Source organism: Rheinheimera pacifica (genome assembly GCF_900108485.1).
Taxonomy (GTDB): domain Bacteria; phylum Pseudomonadota; class Gammaproteobacteria; order Enterobacterales; family Alteromonadaceae; genus Alishewanella; species Alishewanella pacifica.
Genome location: NZ_FNXF01000010.1, coordinates 31563 through 48080, shown reverse-complemented (window position 1 = coordinate 48080; position 16518 = coordinate 31563). Strand labels below are relative to the sequence as shown.

Here is a 16518-nt window from a genome sequence, read left to right as displayed (position 1 = left end):
GTTTAACCCCGTTTTATTGGCCCAAACGTCTAATTACTAACAAAGTTAAAAAGGAGCTGATATGCAAACTTTGCCCTCTCAACAAACTGTAAAAATGACCTCCGCTGCTGTGTCGGCACTAACGATCACCTTTTTACTGTTTGCAGCTATGCAGCAATTGATCAAAACAGATGGTGTAAAACCACAGGCATCACCTGTGTATCTGCCGGTTGAGCTTTTTAACCCGCCGCCAGAGTCTGACGTAATAAAAAATAAAGTATTGCCGCCGATGCCAGAGCTGAAACCCCGTGATCTACCCAAAGTAGATCCGACAGTGGAAACGTTAACAAACCTTAATCCTGGTTTTGATGCCATAGGCAAAGTAAATATACCGCGAGCCACCGGCCCCAATAACATGATGCAAGGGGGCGAACGTTCTGCAACGCCGCTGGTCAGGGTTGAACCACGTTACCCCATAGAAGCTGCGCGTGACGGTATCTCAGGCTGGGTACGACTGAGTTTTACCATAGATGAAACCGGTGCAGTGACGGACGTAGCAGTGCTTGCAGCCGAGCCGGCAACCCTGTTTAACCGCGAAGCTGTAAGGGCGCTGCGGCGCTGGAAATATCAGCCGCAACTGGTCGACGGTAAAGCGGTAAAACAACAGAATATGCAGGTTCAGCTCGATTTCAGTTTACAGAGCGACTAGGCTGAAATTACAGGGTAAGCACAAGGAGCAGTTCAATGGCATTATCCTTCTTTATCAGTGGCTGGTTTGGCAGTGACAGCAGTGCAGAGCAGCTGTTTGCGCTGTACCGTGACACAGGCAGCCCGGCGCATCTGGAAAAACTGATTGCGCTGCATGGTAATGAGTTATACCACTTTTTGGCCCAGCAATCAGACAAAGCACTGGCAGAAGATATCAGTCAGCAATGTTGGCTTAAACTTATTGAGCAACCTTACAGTTTTGCTGGCAAAAGCAGCTTTAAAACCTGGTTGTTCAGTGTGGGGCGTAACTGCCTGATTGATGAATTACGCCGTCGTCAGCGCTGGCAGGCAGATATGCTTGAAACCGAGCTTGCAGCCAGTACCTGTCTGGCACAGCAGTTAGATGCTAACAGGCGGCAATTATTGTTTAGTGAGCAATTACAATTATTGCCCTTTTTGCAGCGTGAAGCGTTAATGCTACAGCTGGAAGGTTTTTCATTACAGCAGATCAGCGATATTACTCAACAGCCGGCTGAAACCATTAAAAGCCGTTTACGTTATGCCAGACAGTTTTTACAGCAGTTGGCCGGAGGCTCAGATGACAACGCCTGAACAATTTGAACAAAAGCTGCAACAGCAATACCGGCACGATAAAGCCTGTCATGTGCTGCCGCAGCGGGTTAGCCGGGAAATAGTTCGCCGCGCCAGGCCAGTAAAACGTAGTAGTGGTATGGGGTTGTGGCGTAATACTCAACTGGCAATGAGCTGTGCCTTGTTGTTATTGATGGGATATTTATTGCAACCGGCAGATAAAACAACCCCGTTGTATTATCAGGTAGTGGTAATGCAGGACGAGCATTATAAAGAGGTACAGGAACACAGGTTGTCACCGCAAACTGAGCATAGGGCACTTTCGCAGCAGGCTGATCCATCAGCTGTTTATCAGCAGTACACAGCAGCCCAGCAACGTAGCACTGCTTTTCATTATCATACCGGCTTGTTACGTCAACAAGAAGAGCAGTGGCAGATCACAGTATGTGATGATCTGCTACTGAGCATAGATCGGCAGTTATTGGGCCAGTTAAACCTGCAACAGCATAAACTAAGCGACTTTGCTCAGCAGCAATGGGTTGAGTTTGTCAGCAATAGTGCCGGTCAGTTGGTTGCCATTAAACCGGTTAGCCGTGGCTTGTATTGTTCTGACAGCTAACGGAGCGATTATCAATACAAAAAGAATTACACTTTTTATACAAAGATCCCGTAGTATTAGTTGACGAAAGTTCGGTTACTGCATGGGGTGGAATATGTTCAGAAATAGTTTGTTGGCTTTAGTCGGTTGCGGCTTGTTGTTTGCCTGGGCCGAGGCTGCACCGCCGCAGGTAAGAATTATTCTGACATTAGAGCCAGAGGTGAGCGCCAGCAGTTTTGAACCGCAATTACTGTCGGTACAGGGCGTAACAAAAAGCAAATCGCAGCCATTGCGTCGCTATCAGCACTTGCCACAACTGGCGGTTGCAACATTAGCCAGTGGTGCTGATGTCGATAAAGCCATAGCTGAATACCAGAATATGCCCGGTGTTAAAGCGGCAGAGCTGGATCACAAAGTCAGTAAAACCGCTATTCCTAACGATCCCCGGTTTGCCCAGCAGTGGCATCTTGGTGCGGGTAAAGGTATTAATGCTGTAGCGGCCTGGGATCAGACTACCGGTGACGACGAACTGGTGGTTGCAGTTATTGATACCGGTGTTGATTATTTGCACCCTGATTTAGCTGGCAATATCTGGCAAAACCCCGGCGAAACTGCTGGCGATGGTATAGATAACGACAATAACGGCTATATCGACGATATTCGCGGCATAAACCCTGCAGATGATGACAACAAAGTTGATCCCATGGATACAGACGGCCATGGCACTGTTATTGCCGGTATTATTGCTGCACGTACTAATAACAATGTCGGTGTAGCGGGCATTAATTGGAATGTAAAAATTCTGCCGTGCCGTTTTATGGATGAAAACGGCGATGGTTTTATCAGTGATGCCATAGAGTGTCTGGATTATGTGCTGGATTTAAAGCTGAATCACAATGTTAATATTGTTGCCAGCAACAACTCCTGGGGTGCGGCCATAAACTCGCAAGCACTATACAATGCTATCAAAGCACACAATGACGCCGGTATTTTATTTGTGGCCAGTGCCGGTAATGCAGACAGCCAGGCGAAGTTTTATCCGGCAGCCTTTGACTTACCCAATGTTATCAGTGTTACCGCCCATGACGAACAAGGTAATAAAGCCGACTTTGCTAATTACGGCCGTGACTGGGTAAGTTTATCCGCCCCTGGTGTAGGTATTATTTCTACTGGTCTGGACGATCCTAATAATCCGAATGATGGTTACGCCAGTGCGTCAGGTACCTCTATGGCCGCACCTATGGTGGCTGCCGTAGCGGCATTGGCTAAAGCCGCCGAGCCAGCATTAACAATGCAGCAATTGCGCGGCCGCTTGCTGGTGTCGGGTCAGGCGGCAACCGATCCGCTGCTGGCAGAGCAAACTATTAACGGTAATTTATTGCTGGCCAGCGGCAACGGTCAGAGTGGCGTACTTAACTGTGTTAACGCACAGCGCCAGCGGCGTATGTTACCGGTAACAGATATTGTGTATCTTGCAGCAAACACCGCCATTGATTTAAAAGTACTGAGTATTAATTGCGATGGCAATGGTGTGCCGGTGAGCATCACACAAGGCGGCAATACCATTAATCTGGCAGATAATGGCGTAGCACCTGATATTAATAGCGGTGATGGGGTGTACAGTACACGCTGGACATTTAACGGCAGTAACACCAGCCTGGTATTTCCTGACGGCACCGTGGAGGTGCGGTTGCGTGACAATAACTATTGTAGTGTAAATAATGTCAGCGAAATTCCGTTAGCCGAGTGCGCAGCGCTGACAGATTTATATTACGATACAGCAGGGCAAAGCTGGGTAAACCGGACAAATTGGCTGCAAAACAGCACACCCTGTAACTGGTATGGTGTGAGTTGCAGTGCCGGGCATGTTGTAGAGCTAGAGCTTATTGGTAATCGTCTGACAGGAGCTATACCAGCCAGTATCGGCGGATTAACTGAACTGCAGAAACTGGACCTGACATCCAACAGCCTGCAAGGCAACCTGCCCTTGGGTCTGACTCAGCTGACTAAGCTGCAACGTCTGGTGTTATGGCGCAACGCAATCGGCGGTACTATTCCCACCCAATTGACCACGTTAGCAGCACTGCAGGTACTGGATTTATCGGAAAACCGTTTTAGTGGCAGTATTCCTGCTGCATTGGGTAATCTGAGCACGCTTAAGGCTCTATACTTGGATAATAATCTGTTAAGCGGAGTGGTGCCCTCTGCCATTGGGCAGCTTAGCCAGTTGGAGGCTCTGTGGTTAAATAACAATACCCTTAGCGGCACTCTGCCGCAAAGCCTGACAGCATTATCTCAGTTACAGGATTTCAGATTTAATGATACAGACCTTTGCCCGCCAGCTAATCAGCAATTTACTAACTGGTTGCAGCAGATAAGCACACTAGAGGTCAATACTAACTGTAGCAATACTGCCATTTTGGTATCCGCTGGTCAGCCACAGCAGGTCAGTAGCGGTGCTACTGTGCAATTGCAGGCCACAGCCACTTACAGTAATACTGGCAACCTTACTTATCAATGGCAGCAAATTGGCGGGCCACAGGTAAGCCTGAGTAACACTACGGCATTAAACACTAGCTTTACTGCGCCAGTGGTAAGTGCACAAACGCATTTATTGTTTCGCTTTACCGCCAATGACGGCACCGTTAGCAGCAGTGCAGAAGTGCTTGTTACCGTTAACCCGGCAAGTTCAGGTGGTGGCGGCAATGATAACGGTGGCTCAGGCGGCGGTAGTCTGGGGATGATTTGGCTAATGCTGCTGGCAATGATCTACCGGTGCAGGCTTGGCAAGGCAGAATAAAGCTCCTACAATGCCCGCCGGCATTTAACAGGCGGGCATAATGATAAACAGAAAAGGGGTTACAGTGCGGCAGTATTTTCTGGCGATAGCCTGTTTGTTTAGCAGCTCTGTTATGGCAGAGATTGAACTTGGGCCTCTGGTAGCAGACTTTGACGAGTATTTTGCCGCTAACCTTACTGAGCAAAAAATTCCCGGTGGCGCTTACGCCATAGTGCGTGGCAATAAAATTATTGCCACAGCAGGTTTTGGTGTCCGCCAGCTTGGCAGTAAAGAACCGGTAGATTCATACACTGTGTTTCGGATTGCTTCAGTGTCAAAAACCTTTGCCGCCGGCCTGGCTAGCATAGTGGCATCACAAGGCCATTTTAACTGGGACGATAACGTTACCCGTTATTTACCGGAGTTTAGTTTTAAAAGTGCACGTTACAATAAACAGTTGAAGGTTGAACACTTATTGTCACAAAGCACCGGTGTTATGGCCAATGCCTACGACAATCTGATAGAAGCAGATTTACTGCCTGAGCGCATCATGCCACAGTTCAGTAAAATTGACCCTCTTTGTCCTCCCGGCCAGTGTTATGGTTACCAGAATGTGCTGTTTAGCTTAATTGAACCGATCATGCAGCAAACCACCGGTAAAACCTATGCCGAGCTAATGCAGGAACATATTTTTACCCCGCTACAACTGCCAACTGCCTCTGTAGGGCTGGATGGTTTTTTCAGCACAGAAAACCGTGCTATGCCGCATGTACGTGCCCGTGGCAGCTGGCACAGCACCAAAGTAGCAGAAAGCTATTACCGTTTTGGCCCCGCAGCCGGCGTTAATGCCAGTGCGGTAGATTTAGGTTACTGGTTAATTGCTCAGCTGGGGCATAATCCGGCGGTGTTGTCAGATAGCTTGCTGGAAAAAATTACTGCTAAAAGGGTTAAAACACGGCGTGATTTACGGCGTAAACAATGGAACCGTTACCTGACCGATGCGCATTATGCTCTGGGCTGGCGGGTGTATCAATTTGGTGTTGATGAGCTGATTTACCACGGCGGCTGGGTAAAGGGCTATCGCGCTGAAATTGCTTATTCGCGAGAGCATCAGCTGGGGTTGGTAATGCTGATCAATGCTGAATCTAATGTAATGAATGAGATGGGTACTTATTTCTGGTCAGGTATGCTGACGGCTATCCACCAGCAAGAGCGTGAAGCACAGCAAACGGCTGGTCAAGCCAAGTAGGCTTTGGCAGAGCCAGATCACGTTCGGTGATCTGGCTACAAGCGGTTAAGGCCGTACTGCAATCACTTCTATTTCTACCAACATACCGTCAGCGACTAAACCGGCGATTTGCAGGGCAGAGCGTGCAGGTAAATTCGGTTGTTGTTCGGTACCAAAAAACTGTCTGTAGCCTTGCATAAAGCCGCTAAAATCCATTTTACCGCCCTGCGTCGGATCGCCCACCAGAAATACCGTCATTTTTACTACATCGCCCATACCAAGGCCTTTGTCTTTCAGGCTAGCCTCAATCTGGCTTAATACGCTAACGGTTTGCTGTTCGGTATTCCCCCAGTAAGCAGCACTGTTTGGCTCTGCTGTAGCATCCAGTGGGGCAGGCACTTTACCACTTTCATACACCACAGTTTTACCCGCAGGTACTTCAACAGCCGCAGCAATAGGAAAGGTGTTGTTATTTGGCAGCGCATAGCGGGTAATATCGGCTGCGGTAGCAACGTGGCTGAAAGTTAATAAGGCTGCGGCATAACAGAAATTCAGATTCATCGGGATGTCCTTAATAGAGGTTGAGTAGAAGGTAAGCTGTCAATATAGGCCACAACATCGGCTATGGCCTGTTCATCTGGTAAACTTTGGGCAAACTGGCGCATTATCTGGCCGTAGCTATCATCGTTTTGGTTACCGCGCCAGCCGTTTTTAAAGGCACTTAGCTGCTGTACCAGATACCAATTATGCTGGCCGGCCAGTGGCGGTGCATGCAGCTGGGCATTGCCTTCACCCTGGGCGCCATGGCAAGCCTGACATTGCTGATATAACTGCTGGCCGTGTTGTACATTTGCTGTGGTATTAACACTAATTGGTAATTTCACCGGCGCCTGGCGGCGGATAAATGCAATAGCTTGTTCAATTTCAGCATCGTTCATCGTGTTGGCAACGGCTTGCATTTCTTTGCCGTGGGCGTCATTTGTTGCACTACCGCGCCAGTTGTTACGAAAGGCAATAAACTGCTGGCGCAGATACCAGTCGGGTAAAATGGTCAGGTTAGGGGCTTTAATGGCAGCGTTGCCCTGAGCCGCAGAGCCATGGCATACCAGGCAATACTGTGCATCAGGTTGTTTAGAATCTGCCAGAACTGCGCTGCTGAGCAGCATAAACACTAGCCAGATTTTATTCATGCCTGGGCTCCTGTACTGCGTAGTGCTTCACGCCGTTCAATATCGGCCAGGGCATGCCAGGCCGAGCGCACTGCGCCTTCCTGCCAGCCCGGGTGCATACTGAGTTGATCACCCATCAGATAGTGGTTTCCTGCCGGTGCCTGCAGCAATTGAAAGCCGGTTTTTTGTAGCTCTTCTGGCCATACTGCACCACACCCGAGCATATGGTTCATGCGCTGCCAGCAAACACTGACACCGTTTTCAATATGTTGGGCATAGTTGGCGTGCACTTTAGTGCCCTGAGCAATAGCGGTGGCCAGCCGTTGCTGATGCGTCATAGCGGCAAAGCGATCAGAAATCTGCGGCTCCCAGCTATAAGCGCCCAATAAAATACCCTTGGCTTTAAAAGCATCATGGTGCGGATACCATATCTGGGTAATATCTTGTTTAGTCCAGCTAATGCCGCTGTATATATCTTCCTGCTCCCAAAAACGTTGTTTGGCTTGCAGGCCGATTTTGGTCAATTTGCCGCGGCCCAACTGGCGCATTATGGTCACATAATCAGCCGGTAAGTTGTTTTCTATGCCGCTTACCAGTTGGGCTGGTATGCAGTTAAGGCAATAATCGGCCTGTTCGGTATAGCTTTCACCCTGTTTCAGGTAGGTTATGGCAACACCCTGAGGTTGCAACTGAATATTACTGACCTGGCAATGCAGTTGAACAGGCGTAGTGAGCTGGCGCAAAAAGGCTTTTACAATGCTATCCATACCACCGCTTGGTGTCATCAGGGCGGGGGCCTGATCGGCAATTTCAGCAAAATGCATAGCCCCAGCGCAAAAGTCACTACGCAACAGCTCGGGCAGTGGCCTTGGTTGCTTCAGAATGCCCGCTGTGGTAACACCACCGGCAGCATAGCCGGCGCGGTCGGTACCGCGATAAGTTAAACTTGAGTCCAGATCACCATAAGCTTGGGCAAACTGAATAAATTTATCTAAATCCTGTTCGTCAAATGGTTGGTCCAGCACGGCGCCGGATGTGGCTGACTTTGCCAGTAGTTCGCCAATAAAACCGCGCATATCAGCTTCATATTCGCGTATTCGTACCGGTTGGCCATTAAAAGCTGCATCATCCTGGGTGTAGCAGTTTTTATTGTGGTTACTAAACAATTGCAGCTCTACGCCCAGCGTACGGCAGTAGTGCAAAATGCCGGTATGGTGCGCCGGAATACGCGCGGCACCGGCGTTAAAATACAGGTTTGGTGCATCGTCAAACGGGCAAATTTGTGGGCTACCTAACTCGTCTATAAAATCACCACGGCGAAGTGTCAGCACTCTGCCGCCAATGCGGTGTGAAGCTTCTAAAATTGTACAATGGTAGCCGGCCCGTTCCAGCTCGTAGGCGGCAGTAAGGCCGCTGATGCCGGCGCCGAGGATCAGTACTTTACGGTTTTTACCCTGCAGCGGTTTTAATGTTACCGGGCTTGCATTTACCGGAGTGTTAGTCAGACCAAAAATACCGGCAGCACCCAGCACAGCCGAGCTGCTACCTGCCTTGGCCAGCAAGCTCAGGCACTGGCGTCTGGTTAGTGGGGCTTTAAAATAGTTACTCATCGCTGGTTTATCCCGCAGGTAAGCTGCACTAAGTAAGTAAAAGCGGTGGCCAATAACAGCTTAGTGCAGCAACAGTTCTTCTGCAGTGTCTGCTAAAAATCAGCCACTGCATTGGCTACGACATCAAAACGTATACACAGCACGCACGTAATACATACCGCCGTTAAAACCGTAAGGTGTGGTAGTCGGGTATTTAGCACCTGCTATACCACCGTATGGGTTTTCATCCGGGTATTTGTTAAAAGCATTTTGCGCGCCCAGTACCAGTTCCAGCGAGGGCAGTATCTTGTAACCCAGCTCCAGATCAACAGTAACTGCTGAACCTTCGTCGATACCCAGTTCGCCATCATCCAGATGCGCTTCCCAGAATGAACCGTAGTAGTTCAGCCGCGCCAGTGCACGCCAGCTGTTTTCCTCATGAGTAAATGACAGGCTGCCCCGGGTGTTTGGCAGGTTATCTTCCAGTTGCCGTACCTTGGTGTCATTGACGTTAGTGGTTAACGGATCAAGGGTTACTTTGGTGTGATTCCAGTTAAATACCAGGTTAAGTTTGCTGCGGCCACGGCCTAAATCCAGATCCTGGCTTACCACTAAATCAACCCCCTGCGTGCGGGTGTCAAAGTCGTTGGTAAAGAATAAAATACTGGAATAACTGGTAGCGTCAGCTACGCCCATTGCCAGTAGCGCGGCAATATCGTCTGCGGTTAACTCTAGTGGCGAGGTTTGGCTTAAGCGGTCAGTCACTTTAATGTTGTAGTAATCCAGTGATACGTGAGTGGTGCCGAAATTCATTACTGTACCAACCGAGAAGTTTTCCGATTCTTCCGGTTTTAACGGCTTACCGCCTTTTTGAATCGATATCGGGTTATCAGGCGGTAAAGTGGCCTGATCTTCCAGCCCGTTCGGGCCAAAGGCGGTGGTTACGTTAATAACTTTACTCTGGCCAATGGTAGGGGCGCGAAAGCCGGTGCCTGCAGCCGCACGTAGCGAAATGCTGTCGGTCAGGTTATACAGCGCAGATACTTTCCAGTTAGTGGTATCGCCAAAGTCAGTAAAGTCTTCATAACGCAGCGCGCCATTTAGCATTAAATCATCGGTTACCCAGGCCGAAGCATCGGTATAAAACGACAGGTTACGGCGGGTAAATACACCAGCGGCTTCCGGTTTAAAACCCGGGAAGCCGTTAGAGCCGATACCGAAGCCCTGGCTGGCCAGCGGGCCTACGGTAAAAGAGGGCACATCACCGGCTTTTACTTCAAAGATATCTTCACGCCACTCCACACCACCGGCCAGTACTAACGGCTCAGCCAGTCCTGCGTCAAACTCGCGGAACATATCCAGGTTCAGACCAATTTCGGTTTGCACATAAGTGCCGGGGTCAAATTCTGTCGGGGTGTCTGGCCCCATTGACGGGTTAATGGTGTTCTTGATACTGAAATCTGCCTGGCTGCGACCATAAGTGGCGCTCATATCAAACATAATGTCGTTGAACCACTCGCCCTTTACGCCACCGGCAATAGAAGCATCGTACACCGTGCCACCAAAGCGTGGGGTAAAACCACCGGGTAGCATCTCGGTAAAGGCCCAGCAGTTTGGATCTGCGGTTATAGCCGCCAGATCAGACGCAATCGGAATGCCATTAGCATCCAGGCGCAGCGCCGGGCAAGTTGCGCCATCATCCGGGGTTAAGTCACCAACCAGCACCGTATCATAACTTACGCCATCTACTGTTACCGGTGAGCCGGCATACACACCGCTGCGGTTAGTCGGGTTACGATAGTAAAAACCGCCTTCCACCTCGCGCTTGGCATAGTTACCAAAAGCATAAGCTGATTTGTCTTTACTTAACTCCAGCTCAATATTGGCAAACAGTTTTAAGTCGTCTTTAATTTGTGGCGAGCCCCAAATTTGCGCCGGATCGGCCACTGCCGTATTACCTGCCGTAATTAACCCGGCAGCATCATCGCGTTGCACACTGCGGCTGGTAGCATCAGCGGTACGGTATTCAAAACTAAAGTTAGCCGAGCCTTTATCAGTAAAGGGCAGACCAATATTGCCGGCAAACTGGTCACTGGCGCCGCCATCATAATATTCGCCCCATTTGGCTTCCAGCATGCCGCCTTCACTGGCGTTTTTCAGCTGAAAGTTTAGTACACCGGCAATAGCATCAGAGCCATATTGTGCAGCGGCGCCATCACGCAGTACTTCTACCTGCCGAATCGCAATAGCCGGGATCACCGAAATATCCGGCCCCTGGGCACCATCCGAAATACCGCCGCCTAAAAAGGCAATAACGGCAGCTCGGTGCCGGCGTTTACCGTTTACCAATACCAGCGTTTGATCCGGCCCTAAACCACGCAGGTTAGCCGGGCGGATCAGTGTTGCTGCATCACTGATCGGCTGAGCATTAATATTAAAACTGGGCACCATAGTGCTCAGTAAGTTAAGCATGTCGGAGTTGCCCTGGTTGGTAAACTCTTCACCACCGATAATATCGATAGGTACCGGTGACTCTCCCACAGATCGAGGCGCCGATCTTGAGCCTACCACAGCAATTTTCTCTACTGCTTCAGCACCTTGTTCAGCCGCGTCTTGTGCCCACGCTTGCGGCTGAACCAGCATTGCCATTGCTACTGAACCAAAAAGCGCAACTTTAATGCCTAGTGCTACAGAGTTTTTCTTATAGTTCATCTTTGTTCCCACCTTAGTTATTTTTTATTTAAAAGTGATTATTATCAAAGTGTTAAAAGACAAAAACGCTACATTGTTTTGCGCTTCGGTAGCAATAATGCAAAGATTGTGCGCAAAATTAGCACGTATCTGTTTTGGGAATGGTTAAAGCAACTATGACAGGCAGATTTAAACTGATTTATGTTAACAAAGTTAACCTGGGCGCAGATGCCAAAAGGCATACCGGTAGGCAGGCTGTTAACAAGTGAATTGGTGATCAGCAGTGAAAAAATTTACAGTTGCGTATTGCAACAATGATTTAGCGTTAAAAAGCAGCACAATATCACCCCATAACGGGGCAATACGCGCTCAGATGGTGCGGCTGTCGTTTTGCATCAAATTGGTGCTTTTTGATACATATCGAGCAGAAAATCGATACTTATTACCGGAAGGCTATCAGCAAACTGTTGCTTTTGTTCAGCGCTGAATTTCCACGCCAGCGGCACCATTTGTACCAGGGCCAGTACATCTGCAGGGTGTGCAAATGTCAGGTTATATTGCAAACGCTGGCGCTTAATATGAGTAAAGCCAGCAATGCTGTCGATGCTGTCACTATGCAGCCGCACTTGCTCATACACCGCTTGTTTTATCTGCAGCAAATGCTCAGGCCCCGGAGTTACGGTAATTAAATGGCCGCCGCTTGTTATCAGCCGCTTTAACTCTTCAGCTTTAGACGGCGCGTAAATACGTACCACGGCATCAAAACAATCTGCTGCAAAGGGCAGCTGGTAAGCACTGGCAACACTAAAACTGATATTGCTACCAGCCGCTTTAGCGGCAAATTTAATCGCGCTTTTTGAGATATCAACCCCATATACTGTGGCGTTGGGCACAGCCTGTTTCAGCTGCGTGGTGTAGTAACCTTCGCCACAGCCTAAATCCAGCACACATTTAGGAGTTACTGCTGCCAGAGTCTGGCTTACCGCCTGTGCCAATGGTGCATACCAGCCAGCTTGTAAAAAAGCGCGCCGTGCCAGCATCATATCTTTGTTGTCGCCAGGATCTTTAGAGTTTTTTTGCTGCACCGGCAACAGGTTAACATAACCCTCGCGGGCAAGATCAAAGCTATGGCGGTTAGCACACTGATATTGTTTATTGCTTAGCAATAATGGTTGTTGGCAAAGCGGGCACAGGTACATAGTAAAATCTGGCTGGAAAAAAGGCCGCTAGTTTAGCAGCACAGCAGTGTTTTCGCCAAAGCCTTGCTATAATGGCGGCATTGTATAAGCAGCATTGTGTTGGTGATAAAACTCCAGCACGATAAAGCTGGCCGGTTAGAACCTGCTGCGTACAGCCAAAGAGTGTCTGAGTGAGCGCGCAAGCGTGAGCGAGTTGCTTTGGCGAGCACAGCAGCGTTGTAACGCAAGGCCAGCGACAACACTGATGTTAATATCGGAGCACCAATGCAAGATTTGGAATTATGGACGCTGGACGAACTATGTGACCATGCGTTTGATATCTTTGAAGAGCTGGCATCAGAAAACCTGTCAGCAGAAGACTACGCACTCTATCAGCAACATTACGAAAGCCGCGGCTACGCCGATTTAGCTATTCCTGGTGAAGACTGGGTAGAAATGATGATGCAGGACTTGGAGCCCGAGCTGCACTACGAAGCGCAAATTGGCTTAACCGGTGAAAACGGCGCCCCGGATATGGTGCTGGCGCGCATACTGCTTAGCCGCGAAAAGCATGAATCTTTATGTCATGCGCAGTGGCGTGGCCAGTAGTATACGAAGAGTGGCGAAGCCACTGAGTTTTTACATAACCTCAAATAAAAAGGGTCGGCATTGCCGACCCTTTTAACATTAATGCACGCCGTGCATACGTTTTTTCAGCCAGGGGCTGATACACAGCATAAAGACACCAATACCAAGACCAACATACAGCAAAAAGCTGAACAGCTCGGTGTAACCTGCCAATGCTGCACTTACTTCAACAGTTTCACCGGCCGGTACTTCAATCGCCGCCAGTTTTGCCAGTTGGGTGGCTAATAACTCTGAGTAAGCCGTAGCCAGGAACCAGGCTCCCATCATTACACCAACCACTTTATGTACTGCCAGCTTGGTTACTGCCGATAAACCCACCGGAGATAAACACAGCTCACCCATAGTGTGTAACATATAGGCCAATACCATCCAGCCTGCACCAACCAGGCCCGCTTCGTTAGGGAACTGCGCACCCAGTACCAGAGCACCAAAACCTAAACCGGCCTGGATAATACCCAGCGCAAATTTAACCGGGGTGCTTGGCTCCATATTGCGTTTGGCCAGAAAAATCCACAACCAGGCAAAAAACGGGGCCAGCGTAATAATAAACATTGGGTTTAACGCGCCGTACTGGCCTGCGGTGGTTTCAAAACCAAACACATTGCGATCCATTACCCGGTCGGCGTATAAGGTCATTGAAGACGCCGATTGCTCAAACAACGCCCAGAACACCACCGTTGAAATGGTCAGTACTATTAATACCATCATCCGGTCACGCTCTTCTTTAGTACATTGCGTCACCATAAACCAGATAATGCCCACCAGCACTACAAAGGATAACCCCAGCAAAGTGTTATGTACCACAGGGTTATATTGCACCAGTTGCCACATTACAAACAGCGCCGGTATAGTTGCCAGATAAATCAGCCATTCGCGGTCGATACCAGCAAAAACTTTTTCTTTTAGCAGGGTAGGGTTAGAGGGTTCAGCATAACCATACAGGTATTTCTGGCCGGCTAAAAACACAATTAACCCCAGCACCATACCAATACCGGCCAGGCCAAAACCGTAACCCCAGCCATAGCTTTCACCTACATAGGTAACCAGTAAGGTGGCAATAAAAGAGCCGGTATTAATACCCATATAAAAGATAGTAAAGCCAGAATCACGCCGGGCATCTTCTTTACCATACAGCTGGCCCACTATGGTAGAAATGTTTGGCTTTAAAAAGCCTACACCCATAATGATCAGCGCCAGTGAAAAGTAAAACACCTGTATTGCACCGGTATCCTGCACTACCACGCCGTTTTCTACATAAGCCTGAAAGCCTTCATAGGCCAGGCCTAAATGGCCAAGACACAGCAAAATGGCACCAAAGGTAACGGCTTTACGCATACCCAGATAGCGGTCTGCCAGCATACCGCCGATAACCGGCATCGCATAAACCAGGCCGGCATAGCTGCCTAATACATCCAGGCCACCGGCATCACTGAATAAGTGGTACTTTGTTAAATACAACAACAGCAGGTATTTCATACCGTAGAAAGAGAAGCGTTCCCACATTTCGGTGAGAAAGCACACATAAAGCCCGACCGGATGGCCGAGAAATTGCGGCTGGGTGGCATTTGCCGCCGCAACAGTGCTTGATTCAGTCATGGAGTCCCCAGAGTTTTATTAGAATTATGTGCTTTGCCCGCCTTGATGGCGCAAAGCTCTGCGGATTATGCAGATGTGCGGCAATCTTGTCATCATCCGCCTCGGTGTTAACAGATAAAAACCGTGAAATTGCCGGTGTATGCAGGTTGCGGCCAGTTACTGGCCAAACAACTGCTGGCGAATTCTGGCAAAATCTTTACGGCATACGGCAAAGGTTAACGGCCGGGTAATGGCAGGGTAGGCAACAAACAGCAATATAATGTAGCCAACAATGTGCCAGCCGCTGGCTCTGGCGATCAGCAAGAATAACGGTATCAGTATCAAAAGCTTGATAATATTCAGTGTAATTTTAGTGGGCACCGGCAGGCCATCAGCGGCTTTGCGGATCACCTCCATACGCTGGGCAAAAGTTAAACCGGCTAATTCAGGTATTTTCTGGCTGTTCAGATATAACATCGGTTGGTCCTTTTTATTGCAAGCGTTAGTGCTCTTTCCAGTTAATTATCAACGATTCAGTTGAAATTAACCCAGGGCGCGCTAGTTTAGCGGTCTGACTATCGCTTTAAAAGCGCTTTTGGTAAGCTTTACGCCATCACAGTGATAAGGATCTTCAATGATTAAAGTTCTCAGCGTCTTTGGTACCCGCCCCGAGGCCATAAAAATGGCGCCACTGGTTAATTTACTAAAGCAGCAAACGGATATCGACAGCCGCGTTTGTGTTACCGGCCAACATCGTGAAATGCTGGATCAGGTGTTGCAGCTATTTGATATTAAACCCGAATATGATCTGGCCATTATGAAAGCCGGCCAGGATTTATACGACGTTACCACCAGCATACTGCTAAACATTAAACCGGTACTGCGCGATTTTAAGCCCGACGTTGTGTTAGTGCATGGCGATACCAGCACTACTTTCGCTGCAGCACTGGCCTGTTATTATGAAAAAACCGCAGTGGGCCATGTTGAAGCCGGTCTGCGCACCGGCAATATATACAGCCCCTGGCCGGAAGAAGCCAACCGCAAGTTAACCGGTGCTATTACCCGTTTTCACTTTGCGCCTACCGCTACCTCACAGCAAAACCTGCTGAACGAGCAGGTTAATCCGACGCATATTGTCGTTACTGGCAATACCGTTATTGATGCCCTGCTGCAGGTAGTGGCCAAAATAGAAGACGATGCAGTACTAAGCCAACGCTTTGCTGATCAATTCCCTTATGGTCAGGATGGCAGGCGGTTAATTCTGGTTACCGGCCACCGGCGTGAAAGTTTTGGTGCCGGCTTCGAGCATATCTGTGCGGCATTAAAGCAAATTGCTCAGCAGTTCCCCGATTGCGATATTGTGTATCCGGTGCATTTAAACCCCAATGTGCGTGAACCGGTATTCCGTTTGTTGTCAGATGCTACCAACGTGCATTTAATCGAGCCGCAAGACTACCTGCCGTTTGTTTATCTGATGAGCCACAGCACGCTGGTATTAACCGACTCAGGCGGTATTCAGGAAGAAGCGCCCTCATTGGGTAAACCTGTGCTGGTTATGCGCGACACCACCGAGCGGCCAGAAGCAGTAGAAGCCGGTACAGTAAAACTGGTGGGTACCAGCCAGACAAAAATTGTCGCAGAAGTAAGTAAATTACTTACTGATAAGGCATACTATGACAGCATGAGTTTTGCCCATAACCCCTATGGCGATGGCAAAGCGTGTCAGCGTATTATTGATGCAATCAGAAAAGATGTCAGCGAGCACTGAGTTAATAAACGAAATGC

At 49.0% G+C, this 16518-nt stretch carries 14 protein-coding genes; 7 read left to right on the top strand and 7 right to left on the bottom strand.

Going from position 1 to position 16518, the window contains the following annotated elements:
- Positions 1-61: 61 nt before the first annotated feature.
- The 5 genes from BLW68_RS13135 to BLW68_RS13115 all read left to right on the top strand — a co-directional run bounded on the left by BLW68_RS13135 (position 62) and on the right by BLW68_RS13115 (position 5904).
- Positions 62-688, top strand: coding sequence for an energy transducer TonB (locus BLW68_RS13135; protein ID WP_092794042.1), 627 nt, complete (start codon positions 62-64; stop codon positions 686-688).
- 35 nt (positions 689-723) lie between these two features.
- Positions 724-1299, top strand: coding sequence for an RNA polymerase sigma factor (locus tag BLW68_RS13130; RefSeq protein ID WP_092794041.1), 576 nt, complete (start codon positions 724-726; stop codon positions 1297-1299).
- Positions 1286-1897, top strand: a complete 612-nt coding sequence (locus BLW68_RS13125) for a hypothetical protein (RefSeq protein ID WP_092794038.1) — start codon at positions 1286-1288, stop codon at positions 1895-1897. Before BLW68_RS13130 ends, BLW68_RS13125 begins: the two co-directional genes overlap by 14 nt.
- Before the next feature lie 94 nt (positions 1898-1991).
- Positions 1992-4676: a S8 family peptidase gene (locus tag BLW68_RS13120; protein ID WP_177172239.1), complete on the top strand. Its 2685-nt coding sequence runs from the start codon at positions 1992-1994 to the stop codon at positions 4674-4676.
- Positions 4677-4716: 40 nt separating this feature from the next.
- The gene (locus BLW68_RS13115) at positions 4717-5904 is read left to right on the top strand and encodes a serine hydrolase domain-containing protein (protein WP_092794033.1); all 1188 of its coding nucleotides are present in this window, start codon (positions 4717-4719) and stop codon (positions 5902-5904) included.
- Between the two features lie 45 nt (positions 5905-5949).
- On the opposite strand, the gene BLW68_RS13110 is transcribed toward BLW68_RS13115, so the two are convergent.
- From BLW68_RS13110 to rlmA, 5 genes are all read right to left on the bottom strand, one after another.
- The gene (locus BLW68_RS13110; RefSeq protein WP_092794031.1) at positions 5950-6444 is read right to left on the bottom strand and encodes a RidA family protein; all 495 of its coding nucleotides are present in this window, start codon (positions 6442-6444) and stop codon (positions 5950-5952) included.
- Positions 6441-7073: a c-type cytochrome gene (locus BLW68_RS13105; protein WP_092794027.1), complete on the bottom strand. Its 633-nt coding sequence runs from the start codon at positions 7071-7073 to the stop codon at positions 6441-6443. Before BLW68_RS13105 ends, BLW68_RS13110 begins: the two co-directional genes overlap by 4 nt.
- Positions 7070-8662, bottom strand: coding sequence for a flavin monoamine oxidase family protein (locus BLW68_RS13100; RefSeq protein ID WP_092794023.1), 1593 nt, complete (start codon positions 8660-8662; stop codon positions 7070-7072). Before BLW68_RS13100 ends, BLW68_RS13105 begins: the two co-directional genes overlap by 4 nt.
- A gap of 123 nt (positions 8663-8785) precedes the next feature.
- Positions 8786-11353 carry a TonB-dependent receptor plug domain-containing protein gene (locus tag BLW68_RS13095; RefSeq protein ID WP_092794020.1) on the bottom strand — a complete coding sequence of 856 codons (2568 nt, stop codon included), beginning with the start codon at positions 11351-11353 and terminating at the stop codon, positions 8786-8788.
- A gap of 374 nt (positions 11354-11727) precedes the next feature.
- Complete coding sequence (gene rlmA / locus BLW68_RS13090) at positions 11728-12531, bottom strand: 23S rRNA (guanine(745)-N(1))-methyltransferase (protein ID WP_092794017.1); 804 nt, start codon at positions 12529-12531, stop codon at positions 11728-11730.
- 264 nt (positions 12532-12795) lie between these two features.
- On the opposite strand from rlmA, the gene BLW68_RS13085 reads away from it, so the two are divergent.
- Positions 12796-13119 (top strand): DUF440 family protein, encoded by a 324-nt coding sequence (locus BLW68_RS13085; RefSeq protein WP_092794014.1) that lies wholly within the window; start codon positions 12796-12798, stop codon positions 13117-13119.
- 78 nt (positions 13120-13197) lie between these two features.
- Here the strand turns inward: BLW68_RS13085 and BLW68_RS13080 are convergent, their stop codons facing one another.
- Complete coding sequence (locus tag BLW68_RS13080; protein ID WP_092794011.1) at positions 13198-14754, bottom strand: peptide MFS transporter; 1557 nt, start codon at positions 14752-14754, stop codon at positions 13198-13200.
- A 156-nt stretch (positions 14755-14910) separates the two neighbouring features.
- Complete coding sequence (locus BLW68_RS13075; RefSeq protein WP_092794008.1) at positions 14911-15210, bottom strand: DUF6170 family protein; 300 nt, start codon at positions 15208-15210, stop codon at positions 14911-14913.
- A 157-nt stretch (positions 15211-15367) separates the two neighbouring features.
- On the opposite strand from BLW68_RS13075, the gene wecB reads away from it, so the two are divergent.
- Positions 15368-16501, top strand: a complete 1134-nt coding sequence (gene wecB, locus BLW68_RS13070) for a non-hydrolyzing UDP-N-acetylglucosamine 2-epimerase (RefSeq protein ID WP_092794006.1) — start codon at positions 15368-15370, stop codon at positions 16499-16501.
- The last annotated feature ends 17 nt before the right edge of the window (positions 16502-16518 follow it).